Below are 16,607 nucleotides of genomic sequence, written 5' to 3' on the forward strand. Positions count from 1 at the left end.
GGGGCAGCGGGGGGTGATTGATGGTCAGGCAGCGTCCCGGCACCCTCCGCAGGCTGGCCAGCCATGCCCAGGAACGTTAGTGAATGGTGCGCGGGAGGGCCGCCAGGGGCGGACCGCGAAGAGTGTCGTGCCGCAGGTTCCGGCGGTGAGCCCCAACGAATACCACGGGCCTGGCCGCAGGACGGTGTCTGGCGGGGACCAACCCGGTGGGCCGGGGGAGCCGCACCAGCGGCCGGAGCCACGCCAGGAGCTGCCAGAGTGCCGCCTCGCCCCGCCGCATCAGCCAGGCGGTGGCCAGCATGGCGAGGAGGTGGCCCGCAAGCATGGCGGGTGAAATGGCGCCCTCATCCATGGGGATGGTTTCCATTGCCGCCGCGCAATTCAGGCCCGCATGCCCGTCGTGGGCCAAATTGCCGGCCAGCGGCGTCAGGCCTCCGGGTAAGTGGGCAAGCGGCAGACCGGGCAGGCAGGAAGCGCCGGGGGAGGAGGCTGCAAAAACTGTGTGCAGGATAAGCTGGCCGGCGCCGAGCACGCCGAACAGGACAGCGAACGACAGCTGCCGCCGCGCGAGCCAGGCGGCAGGGGCCAACAGGAACGCGGCAGTCACGGCAAGTGTTACGGTGTCCGGGAGCTGGCCGCCACCCAGCACGTGGCCGGCGACGGCCAGAGAGACAGCCACTGCGGTGACCAGGGCTGCGCGAAAAAGACGCAGGGGAGCTCGAGGATCCATCGGTGCCTCCCTCCCACGCCGGCAGCTGCTGTTACACCCCGACCGTAAACACGGCAGCGTGGGAAAACCTTGGGCACTGCCCCGGTTTGTTACAGCTCTGGGCGGCCCGGAATGGTGGTCCGAAGGATGGAACACGGGGCAGCGCCAGGGGCTGCCCGTAGAATTGCTGTGACGCCCCGCTCTGCCCGTCGATCATGTGGAAAGGACCGCTGATGATGCCCCGTGCCTCGTTCCGGCTTTTCCGCACCGGGCTGATCGGCTCACTCGTTATCGGGTTTTCTGCCGGCGGGCACCTTGCCGGCGGCGGCCAGCTTCCCTCAACGGCCATCCTGGCGGCACTGCTCGCCGTGACACTGGTTCCCGTCGCCGCGCTGACACGGTTCCGTCTCTCCTTCCCTGCCTTGGTGGCGCTCCTGGGTGCCGGACAGTTCTGGCTGCACTGGGCCTTCGATGCGCTGGGCGGCGCGGATGCTGCCGTGCAGGAGTCCGCTGCCCTGATGCCGGGCCATGCCGGCCACGCGGGGGGAGCCCTGGATCCGGCCTTCCTGAGTTCCGCAGCGGCCGGAAGCGCCCATACCGGGCCATCCGACGGCGTCATGTTCGTTGCGCACGCCGTTGCCACCCTGTGCACCGCCGTCCTGCTGGCCCGCGGGGAACGGGCGCTGGCAACACTTGCCTCGTGGCTGCAGCCGCTTTTCCGCCGGCACGAGCCGGCAGCTGTTCTCCCCGCCCGCGTCCCCGCGCCTTTTCCGGTTCCGGCCGTCCTCCCGCGGACGCGCGCCGGTGTTCGCCTGCCAACCCGGCGCGGGCCGCCGGTGCCTTTGGCCGCCTAGACAGGTTCCTTTGCAGAACGGGCTGTTCCACGACGGACGGCTCCGCTTTTCAGGCAGGGGCCGACGGCGGCGCGCAGCTACCTGCCCGTGCCGCCCTGAGGGTGCATGGGTCCCTTACTGATTTTTCTGTGAAAGGCATTACCCCTCATGAACACCTCCATTCGCCGTACCCTCAAGACCGCAGCAGCCGCCTCCCTCACGGCCGGACTCCTCGCCGCCGGTGCCGCCGCCGCGTCCGCCCACGTCTCTGTTGACCCCTCCGCCACTGCCGAGGGCGGCTTCAGCAAGCTGACGTTCAGCGTTCCGAACGAATCCGAGACGGCCAAGACCAACCGGCTAGAGGTCAAGCTCCCCACTGACACCCCGCTGACCTCGGTTTCCGTCAAGCCGATGGATGGCTGGAAGGCGCAGGTGGTGACCACCACCCTGCCCAAGCCCGTGGAGGTTGCAGGCGCAACGGTCACCAAGGCGCCGACCAGCGTGATCTGGACCGCGGACGCCGCCCACCAGATCGGGCAGAACGAATTCCAGACGTTCACGCTGTCCGTCGGCCGTCTCCCGGCTGCGGGCACCACCCTGATGCTGCCCGCAGCGCAGGGCTACACCGACGGAACCACCGTCAACTGGGCGGACGCCGCCGAGGCCGAGCACGGGCACGCGTCCGCAACCTCCTCAGCGGGCTCCTCGGCCGCAGCTTCATCCGCACCGGCCGCCGAAGCGGAGGAACACCACCCGGCACCGTCGTTCGTCGTCACCGCGGCAGAGACCGCTGAAGGGTCCGCAACAGCGGCACCGGATACCGCACCGGCTGGTTCGGCAACGCAGGCCGCCGCTTCCAACGGCAGCGGGGCCGCCGGCTGGATCGGGCTGGTGGCAGGTCTCCTTGGCCTTGCCGCGGGCGCCACGGCCCTGGCCCGCACGCGGGCGGCCAAGAAGTAGCCCAAGTCCTGGAACTGCTCAGGGCTTGGTGATGAGCAGTTCCAGGACCTCGGTCAGGTGGCCCACTTCCTTCACCGAAAAGCCTGCCGGGACGGGACCGGGACCGGTGGGGCTGGAGGGAACGACTGCGTGCGTGAAGCCCAGCCGGTGGGCCTCGTGGATGCGCTGGTTGATTCCCGGGACGGGGCGGACCTCGCCGGCCAGGCCAACTTCGCCGAAGGCGATCAGGCGCTGCGGCAGGGGTTTCTTGTGCTTCGCGGACGCCACTGCCAGCGCCACCGCGAGGTCGGTGGCCGGCTCGCTGAGCTTCACGCCGCCCACCGTGGCCACGTAGGAATCGTCCTTCTGCAGTTGGCACCCGGCACGCTGCTGCAACACTGCCAGGAGCATTGCCACCCGGGAACTGTCCAGGCCGCTGGTTGCCCGGCGGGGCTGTGAGTTTTGGGTCTCGGCGAGCAGGGACTGCACCTCGGCCAGCAGCGGCCTGCGGCCCTCCATGGTGACGGTGATGCAGGTGCCGGATACCGGCTCCTTTGTGCGGGTGACGAACAGCCCGCTGGGATCGGCGAGGCCAAGGATGCCGTCCTCGGTGAGGTCGAAGCAGCCCACGTCGTCGGTGGGCCCGTAACGGTTCTTGACCGCCCGCAGCAGGCGGAGACGGGAATGCCGCTCGCCCTCGAACTGGCATACGACGTCCACCAGGTGCTCCAGCAGGCGGGGCCCTGCGATGGAGCCGTCCTTGGTCACGTGCCCCACCAGCAGCGTGGTCATGTTCCGGCGCTTGGCCGCAGAAATGATCGAGGCAGCCACCTCACGGACCTGGGAGACGCCGCCGGAACTGCCCTCCACGTCCGCGCTGCTGAGCGTCTGCACGGAGTCCACCACCAGCAGCTTCGGCTCCACCTTCTCCACCTGACCGAGCGCCTGGCCGAGGTCGGTCTCCGCGGACAGGTAGAGGGTGTCCGCGATGGCGCTGATCCGCTCCGCCCGCAGCTTCACCTGGGCCGCCGACTCCTCGCCGGTAACATACAGGACGCTCTGCCCGGTCCGGGCGAACTTGGCGGCAACGTCCAGCAGCAGCGTCGACTTGCCCACACCCGGCTCGCCCGCGAGCAGGATGACCGCACCGGGCACCACGCCGCCGCCGAGCACGCGGTCCAGTTCATCCACGCCGGTGGGCAGGTAAGCGGCGGTGGTGGCGTCAACCTCGGCAATGGGGCGGGCGGGCTCCAAAACGGTGGTGGCCGCCGTCGTACGCGCTACCGCGGCGCCGGTTTCCTCAACGGTGCCCCATGCCTGGCACTCACCGCACCTGCCCACCCACTTGACCGTGGTCCAGCCGCATTCCGCGCACTTATAGCCCGGTGACTTGGAAACCCGGGAAGTCTTTGTAGCCATTGCTCCACAGTATCCGGCGGGTCCGACAGTATTTGCGCCTACAGCGGGGGCAGGAGGTCGCGGGCCTCGTGGGAATCAATGCCGGCGGCTTCCAACAGGTCCACCATGAGCGGCCGGAACAGCATCACCACGGTCTCGCCCTCGAGCTTCTGCACCTTCAGCATCCGAGGGTGCAGCCTACCGGCGATATCACCCAGGTCCTGCCGGGCGCTGCGCAGGTGGGCATGGCGGGCCCCCTCCTGCACTTCGGCGAGGCCGAGCGAGAGCTCGTCCACCGCCGCTGCAGTCTCCTGCAGGACCTCTGCGATATTCTCGGTGGCCTCGTCGGACAGCGCGGCGTGGTTGATGGAACTGGTGAGGCGGCGGGCAAAGACGCGGCTGTTGCGGAGGGCAAGGTCAATGAACTCCAGCGATTGCTCCAGCCGGTCCAGTTCGTCCCGGTGCCGCCGGTAGGCGGGCGCCAGCGTGGCCACCTCGCCGGAGGCCCGCAGCGAGTGCCGCATGGCGTCCACCAGCGGCTGGCTGCTCCGGCCCCGGACCAGGGCGTGCCACGCCCGGGTGGAATCGCTCTCCATCAGTGCCGCGGCGCATTCCCGCAGTACTTCGGCCAGTTCATGAAGCAGCTTCTGGACGTCCTTGCGCGGTTCCCGACGCGGGTCCTTGGGAGCCAGGACGGTGATCAGCAGCGCGACCACTCCGCCCACCACAGCGTCGATGCTACGCGTGAACGGGCCGCCGGAGGGCGCCGGCAGCAGCACCACCAGCAATGACTGCAGCGCCAGCTGCGTGGTGAAGATATTGCCGCTGTCCAGAAAGCGGGCCAGCAGGATGGACGTTAAAAGCACGACGGCGGCCTGCCAGATCCCCGCCCCGAGCCAGTGCAGCAGCATGTCGCCGACGGCGATGCCGAGGGTGCAGCCCAAGCCCACCTCCATCACGCGCCGCATGCGCAGATCGCGGGAGAAACCCAGCGCAATCAGGGCGGACGTGGCCGCGAAGAGGGGCCCCGTGTGGCCGAGGACGAACTCGGCGAAGGCATAGGCTCCCACCGCGCCGAAGGTCATCTGGATTGCCGGAACGAGCGAGTTCCGGCTCCTGACCATTCCTGTCCTGATCCGGCCCCGAAGGAAACGCTTGCTGGCGGAGAGTCCGGTCTGGGGCATGGCTTCAGTCTATTGCCGGAGCCGTCGCGGACCGGGAACCCAACGCCCCGGTGACGCACGGCGGTTACGCACCCGGAAAGCAAACCTCGGGAGCGCCGAAGAGCGGCAAGGGCCGCCGTCGGGTTGTTGCGACGGCGGCCCTTGGGCTTCGGTGTTTCGGTTGGTTGGTCAGCCGTTGATGATTTGGGGGACGCCGAGGTGTTTGAGTCCTTCTACGCCGAATTCGAGGCCGTAGCCGGATTGTTTGGCGCCGCCGAAGGGGATGCGGGGGTCCACGGCGCCGTGTTTGTTGATCCAGACGGTGCCGGCCTGGATGCGGGCGGCGACTTCGCGGGCTGCGGGCAGGTCGGATGACCAAACGGAGGCACCGAGTCCGACGTCGAGTCCGTTGGCGTACTCGATGGCCTGGTCGATGGTGCTGTAGCGGATGATGGGCAGGGCGGGGCCGAACTGTTCCTCGGTGACGAGGGGGTTGTTGTTGTCGATGTCGGCGACGAGGGTGGTGGGGTAGAAGTAGCCGGGCTGGCCGGGGTCGGGGTTGCCGCCGAGCAGGATCCGGGCGCCGGAGTCGCGGGCGGCCTCGACCAACTGGGCGACGATGTCGTATTGGGCCTTGTTTTGCAGCGGGCCGAGGACGTTGTTTTCGTCGAGGCCGACGCCCATGGGCATGGTTTTGGCGACGTTGGTGAGTTCTTCGCAGACGGCGTCGTAGATGTCGTCGTGGACGTAGAGGCGTTTGAGGGCGGCGCAGGTTTGGCCGGTGTTGAGGAAGGCGCCCCAGAAGAGGTCTTGGGCAATGGTTTTGGGGTCGGCGTCGGGCAGGACGATGCCGGCGTCGTTGCCGCCCAGTTCCAGGGTGAGGCGTTTGACGGTGTCGGCGGAGGATTTGATGATGGCGCGGCCGGCAGCGGTGGAGCCGGTGAACATGATTTTGCCGATGGCGGGGTGTTCGGCGAGGCGGGCGCCGACTTCGCGGTCGCCGGCGACGGCGGTCAGGACGCCGTCAGGGAGTTCTTCGTTGAGGACCTTGATCAGGGCCAGGACGGAGAGCGGGGTCATTTTGGAGGGTTTGACGACGGCGGTGTTGCCCATGCGCAGGGCGGGGGCGATCTGCCAGATGGTGATCATCATGGGCCAGTTCCAGGGGCCGATGGCGCCGACGACGCCGATGGGCTTGTAGTGGAGCTCGGCGTAGGTTTCGCCGTCGTCGACCACGACTTCGGGGGTGAGTTCGGTGGTGGCGGTGGCGCGGAGCCAGGCGGCGCAGGCGCCGACCTCGAAGCGGGCGTTGGGGCCGTTGAGGGGTTTGCCCTGCTCGCGGGAGAGCAGCTGGGCGAGTTCCTCGGCGGAGCGTTCGACGGCGTCGGCGGCCTTGAGCAGCGCTGCTGACCGGGCGTCGTGGCCCAGCACGGCCCAGCCGGGCTGGGCGGCTACGGCCGCCGCCACCGCGGTCTCGAGGTCCTCAACGGTGTGGACCGGCGCCTCGCCGACCACACCGCCGGTGGCGGGATCAAAAATGGTCCGGGTCTCGCCGGAGCCGGGGGTAATGGACGCGAGGAGGGCATCGTAGGTTTCCAAGAGGTACTCCACTTCGAGTAGGAAAGTGCGCTCAGCCGGGCGGCGTGGCGGGCATACCTAAGTGTTGTCCGCCCGCGGGGCCGCTGGCTTGTCTTTGGGTGCAGAACCCTTGACTTGGGGTGAACTGACTGTGGCTAGACGTTGGCGGCCGCCTTGGCAGCGGCAGCCGAATCCGCCCGGCGCCGGTCGAAGATCGTGGCACCGACCTCCTGCTCGGCCTGGTTGTTGATGCCCAGGTCGATCCCCTTGCGTTCCCGGATCACCAGGACAGCGGCAGTTGAAACGAGGGCCACGATGAGCAGGTAGACGGACACGGAGGCTGTTGTTCCGGTGGCCTGGACCAAAGCGGTGGCGATCATGGGAGCGAACGCGCCGCCGATGATGGCGCCGAGCGCGTAGGAGATCGCGACGCCGGAGAACCTGATGGAGGCGGGGAAAAGCTCGCTGTAGAGGGCTGCCTGCGGGCCGTAGGTCAGGCCGAGTCCAACGGTGAACAGTGCAAGGCCAAGGAACAGCGCCCAGATGTTTCCGGTGTTCACCAGCCAGAACAGCGGGAACACCGTGATGATGAGGCAGCCGTAGCCGATGAGGTAGGTCTTCTTGCGGCCGATGCTGTCTGCGAGGTAGCCGGAGACCAGGGTGAAGATGAACCACAGGGCAGCGGAGCCGGTCACCGCGAGGAGCACTTCCGTGCGGTCCATGGCCAGTCCTGCGGGGTTGGTGGCATAGCTGAGGATGTAGCCGCCGGTGGTCATGTACCCTGCGGCGTTGTTGCCGGCGAAGACCAGGGCGGCGATGATGACCAGCAGCCAGTGCTTCTTCAACAGTTCGACAACCGGGGTGCGGGTCTGCTGCCTGTTTTGGGCGATCTCCTCGAAAACCGGGCTTTCCTCTACGCTGCGCCGGACCACGAAGCCGACGACGATCAGGACGAAGCTGAGCAGGAACGGAATGCGCCAGCCCCACTGCACAAAGGCTGCACCGGGGGAGACCACGCCGGACATCAGGGCCAGGACGCCGGAGGCCAGCAGCATGCCCAGGGGAACGCCCAGTTGGGGGAAAGCGCCGAACATCCCGCGCTTGCCGCGGGGCGCATGTTCGACGGCCATCAGGACGGCACCGCCCCATTCGCCGCCCGCAGAAATGCCCTGCAGGATGCGCAGGAGCAGCAGCAGGATGGGGGCCACAACACCGGCCGTCTCGAAGGTCGGGAGCACGCCGATGAGGGTGGTGGCCGCCCCCATCATGATCAGCGTGATGACGAGCATGGCGCGGCGGCCCAGCCGGTCCCCGAAGTGACCGGCCAGGAAGGCTCCCAGCGGGCGGAAGAGGAAGCTGAGTCCCACCGAGGCGAAGGAAATCAGGATGCCGATGTCGTCGCCGGCGGGTTCGAAGAACAGTTTCGCGAAGACCAGGCCCGCCGCGTTGGCGTAGATAAAGAAGTCGTACCACTCGACGGTGGTTCCGATGATGGTGGCGAACGCTACCCGGCGGTTATCCCTTGCCGAGCTGCGCTGCCCGTGCTGGACAGTGCTCAATGTTTTTTCCTTGCTGTGGGGGACACGTCGTTGTGTGGAAATGTCGCTGCGTCAGTTGGCGTAGGGGTCGGCGATGCCGATGTATTGGGTGGTGGTGTATTCGGCGATGCCTTCGGTGCCGCCTTCGCGGCCTAGCCCGGATTGCTTGACGCCGCCGAAGGGGGCGGCGGCGTTGGAGATGACGCCGGCGTTGAAGCCGACCATGCCGAATTCGATTTGTTCGGCCACGCGCAGGAGCCGGTTGAAGTCGCGGCTGTAGAGGTAGGAGGCGAGGCCGTATTCGGTGGCGTTGGCCAGCCGGATGGCGTCCTCCTCCGTTGTGAAGGTGGTGACCGGGGCGACGGGTCCGAATATTTCCTGGGAGAGGATGTCGGCATCGTTCGGGACATTGGCGAGCACGGTGGGCGGGTAGAAGTAGCCGGGTCCGTCCACGGGTGAGCCGCCGGTGAGGGCGGTGGCTCCGGCATTGACGGCGGCGGCCACGAGGGCGTGCACGTCGTCGCGGGCTCCGGCGTCGATCAGGGGGCCGACCTGGGTATCCGGTTCGGTGCCGCGGCCGGTGGCCAGGGCGCCCATGGCGGCGGCCAACTTCTGTGTGAACTCCTCCGCGACGGTTTCGTGGACGAGGAAGCGGTTGGCGGCGGTGCAGGCCTCGCCCATGTTGCGCATCTTGGCGGCCATGGCCCCTTCGACGGCGGCATCGAGGTCGGCGTCCTCGAACACGATGAACGGGGCATTGCCGCCGAGCTCCATGGATGTGCGCAGCACGTTCTGGGCGGCGTCGGCCATGAGGCGTTTGCCCACCGGGGTGGAGCCGGTGAACGAGACCTTCCGCAACCGCGGGTCGGCGAGCAGCGGCCCGGAAATGCCTGAGGCTGACGAGGAGGACACAACGTTCAGGACGCCGGCGGGCAGGCCAGCGTCGAGCATGGTCTGCGCGAAGTACTGCGCCGTCAACGGCGTGAGCTTGGCGGGCTTGAGGACCATGGTGCAGCCCGCGGCGACGGCGGGTGCGACCTTGCGGGTGGCCATCGCGAGCGGGAAGTTCCACGGGGTGATGAGCAGGCACGGGCCGACGGGTTTGTGCTGGACCAGGATCTTGTTCTTGCCCTCGGGGGTGGTGAGGTAGCGGCCGTAGTCCCGGACGGTTTCCTCGGAGAACCAGCGCAGGAACTCCGCGCCGTAGGTGACTTCGCCGCGGGCCTCGGCCAGTGGTTTGCCCATTTCCAGGGTCATCAGCAGCGCGAAGTCCTCGGCGCGTTCGGTGACCAGGTCAAAGGCCCGGCGCAGGATCTCCGCCCGCACCCTGGGTGCGGTGCGTGCCCAGGACGCCTGGGCGGCGTCGGCCGCGTCGAGCGCGGCGAGGGCGTCCTCGCTGGTGGCGGAGGCGAGGGTGGCGAGTACCTCCCCGGTGGCGGGGTCGTGGACGTCGAACGTGCCGCCGTCGGACGCGTCCCGCCACTCACCATTGATGAGGAGACCGGTGGGCACGGACGCGAGAAGCGCGGCCTCGCGTTCGGGCGTGACGGAGGCCGGTGAGAGGGCAGGGGAGAGTACGGGCGAAGTGGTCATGCGGGGGTCTCCTCGGGAGTGAAGTGTCTGGGGCCCAAGTGACTCGCAGTTGTTGTCGTTTTCAGGCGTCAAAACGACAACAACTGCGAGTCAGTTGGGGTTAGTAGGAGGCCGGGGTTTCGCCGTCTGTGGCCTTGATGTACTCGGCGGCGAGGGCTTCGGAGCCCCGTGCCAGGAGGGCGACGTCGGCGCCCACCAGGATGAAGTCGGCGCCGGCCGCAAGGTAGTGCCGGGCGGTGTCGGGGTTGAAGGCGTTCACGCCGGCGGGTTTGCCGGCCCCCTTGGCTGCGGCGAGGCAGTGTTCGACGGCGGTGCGAACCTCGGGGTGTTCCTGCTGGCCCAGCAGCCCCATCGAGGCGGCGAGGTCGGAGGGGCCGACGAAGATGGCGTCCACGCCGTCGACCTTCAGGATGTCCTCCACCGCTTCAACGGCGGCGGTGGATTCGATCTGGACGGTGACGCTGACCGTCTCCGATGCCCGGGCCAGGTAGTCCGGAACCCGGTTCCACCGGGCGGCCCGGGCCAGCGCGGAGCCTACGCCGCGCACCCCGTGGGGCGGGTAGCGGGTGGCGGCCACCGCGGCCTCCGCCTCGGCCACGGAGTTGACCATCGGGACGAGCAGGTTCTGCACGCCCAGGTCAAGGTACTGCTTGATCAGCACGGTGTCATTCACGGGTGGCCGGACCAGGGTGTGGACCGGGTAGCCGTGGATGGCCTGGAGCTGGGCGAGGATGGATTCGAGCCCGTTGGGGCTGTGCTCGGCGTCCACCAGGAGCCAGTCCAGGCCAGACCCGGCGCAGAGTTCGGCGATGAGCGGGCTGCCGGAGCACACCCACATCCCGGCCAGCGGCCTGCCTGCTTTACCGTTTTGATTGGCCAGCGCGGACCGGAACGTGTCTTCTATTCGAAGCGGCATGTGACAGTCCCCAGGGGTCCGTAGTCGGCGTGGATGGTGTCGCCCTTGTACACCCAGAGCGGGCGGGTGAAGGAGCCGGCCAGGATGATGTCCCCGGCCTTCATCGAGTCGCCGTGGGCGGCGATCTTGTTGGCCAGCCAGTGCACGCCGTTGGCCGGGTGGTCCAGGACGCCCGCGGCGACGCCGGTTTCCTCCACGGTCTGGTTCTTGTAGAGGATGGCCGAGACCCAGCGGAGGTCGACGGCGTCGGGTTTTACCGGCCGGCCGCCCACCACCATGGCACCCATGGCCGCGTTGTCGGAGATGGTGTCCACGATGGTCCGGCCCTCCATCTCGATCCTCGAATCGAGGATTTCCAGGGCCGGAACCACGTAGTCGGTGGCGTTCAGGACGTCGAAGATGGTGCAGCCCGGTCCTTTGAGCCCATTCTTCAGGACGAACGCGAGCTCTACCTCCACCCGTGGGTGCGTGTAGCGGTCCCATTCCACCGCGCAGCCGGTTTCCAGGACCATGTCATCGAAGATGGCCCCATAATCGGGTTCGGTGATGCCGGTGGCGGCCTGCATGGCCTTGGATGTGAGGCCGATCTTGCGCCCCACCAGGGTCCGGCCGGCGTCCTCGTTGCGGCGCCGCCACAGCTGCTGCACCGCGTAGGAGTCCTCCACCGTCATGTCCGGGTAGCGGGCAGTCAGGCGGGGCACAGGGGTGCGGGTCCGGCCGGCTTCCACCAACTCATCCGCAATGGCCTCAATCGTCTTCGGATCCAGCATCGCCTAGACCTGGGCTCCCAGCTTGAAGCCCACTGCGTCCGTGCCTGCGGCCGAGGAGGTTTCGTCCTTGCGGGTGTAGGAGAAGCCGTCGGCGCCCACGGTCACGGCCATTTCGGACTTTTCCTCGCGTTCGATGACCGGCTGGGGGTTGCCGTCCAGGTCCAGGACCAGGGAGGCCTCGGTGTACCAGGACGGGACCACGGGGTTGCCCCACCAGTCGCGGCGCTGGTTGTCGTGGACGTCCCAGGTGACGGTGGGGTTGTCCGGGTCTCCGGTGTAGTAGTCCTGGGTGTAGATCTCGATGCGGTGGCCGTCCGGGTCCAGGATGTAGAGGTAGAAGGCGTTGGACACGCCGTGCCGGCCGGGGCCGCGTTCGATCCGGTCGCTGATGCGCAGGGCGCCCATCTTGTCGCAGATCTGGATGATGTTGTGCTTCTCGTGGGTCGCGAAGGCGACGTGGTGCATGCGCGGGCCGTTGCCGCCGGTGAGGGCGGTGTCGTGGACGGTCTGCTTGCGGTGCATCCACGCGGCGTACGTGACGCCGTCGGCATCCTTGATGTCTTCGGAGACGCGGAAGCCGAGGTCCTCCAGGTACGCCCGGCCGCGGGGAACATCCGGAGTGACCTGGTTGAAGTGGTCCAGGCGCACCAACTCGCCGGCGGAGTAGAGGTCGTAGCGCTGGGTGAGACGCTCCACGTGCTCGGTCTCGTAGAAGAACTCGTACGGGAAGCCCAGCGGATCCTCGACGCGGACGGAGTCGCCGATGCCCTTGGTGAAGCCTTCCTTGCGGCGTTCGGTGCGGCAGCCCAACTCGCGGTAGTACGCCTCGGCGGCGTCCACCTCGGCGGGGGATTTCACCCGGTAGGCGAAGGCTGCGACGGCGGCGATGGGTCCCTGCCGGAGCACCAGGTTGTGGTGGATGAACTCCTCCAGCGAGCGGAGGTAGATGGTGTTTTCATCCTCTTCGGTGACGTGCAGGCCCAGAACGTCGACGTAGAACTCTCGCGACTTGGCGAGGTCCGTGACCACGATTTCCATGTAGGCGCAGCGGACGATATCCGGTGCCGGGACGGTGGGGGTGGGAACGAAGTTGGTCATGATGTTCTCTCTTCTTTGAAAGGGGTCTTCCCCAACTGACTCGCAGTAGATGTCGTTTTGGAGCTTCAAAACGACAACAAATGCGAGCTAGTTGGGTTGGCGCGGCTTAGGCGCCGAATTTGGGGGTGTGCACGGAGCCGAGCGTGATGTGCACGGCCTGCTGGTCGGTGTAGAAATCGATGGAGCGGTAGCCGCCCTCGTGGCCCAGACCGGAGGCCTTGACACCGCCGAACGGGGTGCGGAGGTCGCGGACGTTGTGGCTGTTCAGCCACACCATGCCGGCCTCGACGTTCTGGGAAAAGTTGTGGGCCCGGGTCAGGTTCTGCGTCCAGATGTAGGCCGCCAGGCCGTACTTGGTGTTGTTGGCCAGGGCGAGGGCCTCGTCGTCGTTATCAAACGGGGTAATGGCGACGACGGGACCGAAGATCTCCTCCTGGAAGATCCTGGCGTCGGGGGAAACATCGGCGAAGACGGTGGGGGCGATGTAGTTGCCCTCCGGCAGGCCTTCGGGCCGTCCGCCGCCGGCCAGCAGCCGGCCTTCGGACTTACCGATCTCCACGTAGGAGGCCACCTTCTCGTAGTGTTCCGGGTGCACCAGGGCACCCACCTGAGTCTTGGGGTCGTGCGGGTCGCCGACGACGATGTTCTTGGCGCGGGCGGCGTACTTCTCGCAGAACTCGTCGTAGATGGCGCGTTCCACCAGGATGCGGGAGCCGGCGGTGCAGCGCTCGCCGTTGAGGGAGAAGACGCCGAACAGGGCCGAGTCGATCGCGGCGTCAAGGTCGGCGTCGGCGAACACGACGCAGGGGGACTTGCCGCCGAGCTCCATGGAGAGGCCCTTGAGGTTGGCGGCGGCGTTGCGGAAGATGGTCTGGCCTGTGGTGGTCTCACCGGTGAAGGAGATCAGCGGGACGTCAGGGTGCTTGACCAGGGCGTCGCCGGCTTCCTCGCCCAACCCGTTGACCAGGTTGAACACGCCGTCCGGCAGGCCTGCTTCCTTGAAGATGGTGGCCCACAGCGAGGCCGAGAGCGGGGTGAATTCGGCCGGCTTCAGGACCACGGTGTTGCCGGTGGCCAGGGCCGGGGCCAGCTTCCAGGACTCCAGCATGAACGGGGTGTTCCACGGGGTGATGAGCCCGGCGACGCCGATTGGCTTGCGGTTCACGTAGTTGATCTGGGAGCCGGGAACCTTCATGGCGTCGTCGAACTGGGCCACGATCAGGTCCGCGAAGAAGCGGAAGTTCTCGGCCGCACGCAGGGCCTGGCCCTTGGCCTGGGTGATGGGCAGGCCGGTGTCGAAGGTCTCCAGCTCGGCGAGCCGGGCTTCCTGCGCTTCGACGGCGTCCGCGATCCGGTTCAGGACCCGGGCGCGCTCACGGGGCTTCATCTTGGGCCACGGGCCGTTGGTGAACGCCTCGCGGGCGGCGGCGACGGCCAGGTCGATGTCTTCCTTCTGGCCTGCGGCGGCGGTGGCGTAGTTGGTGTTCGATACCGGGTCCAGGACGTCGAAGGTCTTTCCGCCCACGGAATCAACGAATTCGCCGTTGATGAAGTGCTGGATATGGGTGGGCAGGTCCTCGGGAACGTAGTGCTTTGCTGCTGTTTCTACAGGAGTCGTCATCGTTGGGTTTCCTTTACTGTCTAGAGCAACGCGGGGTCAGTTACGGCCCAATTCGGGGCCGTTATTGGGCGCTAGGTGACCCCGCGTTGGTTTGGGAGAGGTATGCGTCAAGGGTGGCGCTGCGGTGGAGCCGTGCTGCTTTTTCGATGGTGTCGGCGTCGGCGCCGGTTTCAATGAGCTTCAGCAGGGCCTCGTGTTCGTCCACGGAGTCGTGGGCCCGGCCGGGAACAAAGCGGAACGTTGAGGAGCGCAGTGATGCCAGCCGGTTCCAGCCGCGGTGGACAAGATCCAGGATGTGCGGGTTGGGGCAGTGCTCGAACAGGACGCTGTGGAAGTCCTGGTTGAGGCGGGTGAAACGGACAGGGTCGAAGTGCTGCAGGCATTCGCGCATCTCGGCGTTCACGGCGCGGGCCCGGGCAATATCCGCCTCGCCGACCAGCGGGGCGGACAGCGCCGTGGCCGCGCCTTCCACGATGCTCAGGGTCTGCATTGTGTAGAGGTATTCGGTGGGGTCGATGCCGGCCACGGTGGCCCCGACGTTGCGTTCGAACTTCACCAGGCCTTCGGCTTCCAGGCGGCGGATGGCTTCGCGGACGGGGACCACGCTGAAGCCGAGGTCCTTGGCGATGGCGGCCAGGACCAGCCGGTAGCCGGGGGTGTAGGTGCCTTCCACGATCCGCGCCTTGATGGCCTGGTAGGCCTGCTCGGACTTGCTGCCGGCGGTGCCGTCAGTAAGGCTCTCGGCAGCGCTGGCGGTGACTGTTTCAGTCATTGGGTTTGCCTGCTTCCCATTCCTCATACTTGGCACGCCACTGCGCGTTCATCGGAAAGAGTCCGTCCACGCTGTTGCCCTGTTCGACCATCTGGAAGATGAACGCTTCCTCGCGCTCCTGGGCGATGCACTCATCCACCAGTTCCTCAGCGAGGGCCGGCGGGATCACCAGGATGCCATCGGCATCCGCCACGATGATGTCCCCCGGCTGGACGGTGGTGCCGCCGCAGGCAATGGTGATGTCCGTGTCCCAAGGGACGTGGCGCCGGCCAAGCACCGCCGGATGTCGGCTGGCGAAGTAGGTGGGGATGTCCAGATCCGCTACGGCGGAGTAGTCCCGTACCCCGCCGTCGGTGATGATGGCTGCGGCGCCGCGCACCTGGGCGCGCAGCGCGAGGATGTCCCCCACGGTCCCGGTGCCCTTTTCGCCCCGGGCTTCCATGACCAGGATGTCGCCTTCGTTGACGGATTCGACGGCCCGCTTCTGCGCATTGAAACCGCCGCCGTGCGTCTTGAACAGGTCCTCCCGGTTGGGCACGTAGCGCAAGGTCCGGGCCAGGCCGACGACGCGGCGGTCCGGGCGGGTGGCCTGCAGGCCGTCGATGCTCACATTGTTCAGCCCGCGCTTGCGCAACTGGCTGGACAACGTTGCCGTGGCGACGCTCTCGAGCTTTTTCCTCAGCTCCGGTGACAACACCGGCCCGACGGCGGCGAGTCCTGCCGCTTCCCGCGAACCGTACGCTTCCTCCCGCTGGGTGTCATCGGACTTGGGCCGGGCACCGAAGTCCGCGAACGCCGTCGTACCCTGCGTCACGGTGGTGGCCAAACGGCCGCTGCTCAGCCCTGTGGAGGGAGAATCGACTTCAACTTCGACGACGTCGCCGGGCACGGCGACGGAGGCGCCGGCGGGCGTGCCGGTCAGGATGATGTCCCCCTCCTCGAGGGTGAGCAGCTGGGACAGGTCCGCCACGAGCCGGGCGAACGGGAAGAGCAGGTCTTCGGTGGTGTCATCCTGCACCAGTTCCCCGTTGTGCCAGGTGCGGATTCGCAGGTTGGCGGGGTCGACGGCGTCTGCCGGGATCAGTGCCGGGCCCACCGGGGTGAAGCCGTCGCCGCCCTTGGACCGGAGGTTGGAGCCCTTGTCCGCGTAGCGGAGGTCGTACACGCCGAGGTCATTGCTGGCCGTGACCGCAGCGACGTGGCCCCAGGCGTCTTCGACCTCGACGCGGCGCGCCGCCTTGCCGATGATGATGGCGATCTCGCCCTCAAAGCCGAGGAGTTCGCAGCCGGCCGGGCGTTCGACGGCGGTGCCGGTCAGGGACAGCGACGACGACGGCTTCAGGAAGTAGGAGGGCTGCGCCGGCGTCCGGCCGCGCTGCGCGGCACGGCTGGGGTAGTTGATGTGCACCGCGATCACCTTGCGTGCTGCTGCCAGGGTGTCGTCGTTGACCTGCTCCAAAGCGTTCTCCTCATCAGGTACGAAATCGTATACGAAACATACTGCACCGGTCCGGCGGCTTCGTCAACCCCTGTTCTTCCGGGAAAGTGAAGCTGCTTGTAACGCGGGTCATATGTGACGTACAGTACTGAAGCATAACCACAATTTCTATTATCGAACCATCTGTTCCGATATAGAACACAAGTTTTGGCGAAAGCCAGCCACACAGTGAAGTGAGGAA

General features: G+C 67.2%; 14 protein-coding genes. 2 read left to right on the top strand and 12 right to left on the bottom strand.

Translation table 11 applies throughout. The features are described from left to right. Window positions 1-76 precede the first annotated feature (76 nt). A complete protein-coding gene (locus AC57BR_RS14125) occupies window positions 77-730 on the bottom strand; it encodes a hypothetical protein (RefSeq protein ID WP_496361577.1) in 654 nt (217 codons plus the stop codon). A 212-nt stretch (window positions 731-942) separates the two neighbouring features. Between AC57BR_RS14125 and AC57BR_RS14130 the strand changes: the two genes are divergently transcribed. Beyond that, entirely contained in the window at window positions 943-1,563 is a 621-nt protein-coding gene (locus AC57BR_RS14130) for a hypothetical protein (RefSeq protein ID WP_496361579.1), read from the top strand. A 147-nt stretch (window positions 1,564-1,710) separates the two neighbouring features. Continuing rightward, the gene (locus tag AC57BR_RS14135) at window positions 1,711-2,502 is read left to right on the top strand and encodes a YcnI family copper-binding membrane protein (protein WP_496361581.1); all 792 of its coding nucleotides are present in this window, start codon (window positions 1,711-1,713) and stop codon (window positions 2,500-2,502) included. Between the two features lie 18 nt (window positions 2,503-2,520). On the opposite strand, the gene radA is transcribed toward AC57BR_RS14135, so the two are convergent. The 11 genes from radA to AC57BR_RS14190 form a co-directional block, all read right to left on the bottom strand. Beyond that, complete coding sequence (gene radA, locus AC57BR_RS14140; protein WP_496361584.1) at window positions 2,521-3,900, bottom strand: DNA repair protein RadA; 1,380 nt, start codon at window positions 3,898-3,900, stop codon at window positions 2,521-2,523. A 38-nt stretch (window positions 3,901-3,938) separates the two neighbouring features. Next, window positions 3,939-5,063: an FUSC family protein gene (locus AC57BR_RS14145; RefSeq protein WP_496361586.1), complete on the bottom strand. Its 1,125-nt coding sequence runs from the start codon at window positions 5,061-5,063 to the stop codon at window positions 3,939-3,941. A gap of 168 nt (window positions 5,064-5,231) precedes the next feature. Then, complete coding sequence (locus AC57BR_RS14150; RefSeq protein WP_496361588.1) at window positions 5,232-6,641, bottom strand: aldehyde dehydrogenase family protein; 1,410 nt, start codon at window positions 6,639-6,641, stop codon at window positions 5,232-5,234. Window positions 6,642-6,775: 134 nt separating this feature from the next. Further along, entirely contained in the window at window positions 6,776-8,179 is a 1,404-nt protein-coding gene (locus AC57BR_RS14155; protein WP_496361590.1) for an MFS transporter, read from the bottom strand. 51 nt (window positions 8,180-8,230) lie between these two features. Continuing rightward, window positions 8,231-9,751, bottom strand: a complete 1,521-nt coding sequence (locus tag AC57BR_RS14160; RefSeq protein WP_496361592.1) for an NAD-dependent succinate-semialdehyde dehydrogenase — start codon at window positions 9,749-9,751, stop codon at window positions 8,231-8,233. A 100-nt stretch (window positions 9,752-9,851) separates the two neighbouring features. Beyond that, window positions 9,852-10,667, bottom strand: coding sequence for an HpcH/HpaI aldolase family protein (locus AC57BR_RS14165; RefSeq protein ID WP_496361594.1), 816 nt, complete (start codon window positions 10,665-10,667; stop codon window positions 9,852-9,854). After that, entirely contained in the window at window positions 10,652-11,437 is a 786-nt protein-coding gene (hpaH, locus tag AC57BR_RS14170) for a 2-oxo-hept-4-ene-1,7-dioate hydratase (protein WP_496361596.1), read from the bottom strand. Before hpaH ends, AC57BR_RS14165 begins: the two co-directional genes overlap by 16 nt. A gap of 3 nt (window positions 11,438-11,440) precedes the next feature. Next, on the bottom strand, window positions 11,441-12,535 hold the full coding sequence (gene hpaD / locus AC57BR_RS14175; RefSeq protein WP_496361598.1) for a 3,4-dihydroxyphenylacetate 2,3-dioxygenase: 1,095 nt from the start codon (window positions 12,533-12,535) through the stop codon (window positions 11,441-11,443). A gap of 106 nt (window positions 12,536-12,641) precedes the next feature. Further along, window positions 12,642-14,156 carry a 5-carboxymethyl-2-hydroxymuconate semialdehyde dehydrogenase gene (hpaE, locus tag AC57BR_RS14180; protein ID WP_496361600.1) on the bottom strand — a complete coding sequence of 505 codons (1,515 nt, stop codon included), beginning with the start codon at window positions 14,154-14,156 and terminating at the stop codon, window positions 12,642-12,644. Window positions 14,157-14,217: 61 nt separating this feature from the next. After that, entirely contained in the window at window positions 14,218-14,928 is a 711-nt protein-coding gene (locus tag AC57BR_RS14185; protein ID WP_496361602.1) for a GntR family transcriptional regulator, read from the bottom strand. After that, the gene (locus tag AC57BR_RS14190; RefSeq protein ID WP_496361604.1) at window positions 14,921-16,387 is read right to left on the bottom strand and encodes a fumarylacetoacetate hydrolase family protein; all 1,467 of its coding nucleotides are present in this window, start codon (window positions 16,385-16,387) and stop codon (window positions 14,921-14,923) included. The genes AC57BR_RS14185 and AC57BR_RS14190 overlap by 8 nt, the downstream gene beginning before the upstream one ends. Window positions 16,388-16,607 lie beyond the last annotated feature (220 nt).

It is taken from the genome of Arthrobacter sp. BGA-UO-ETr-C19 (genome assembly GCF_059568005.1).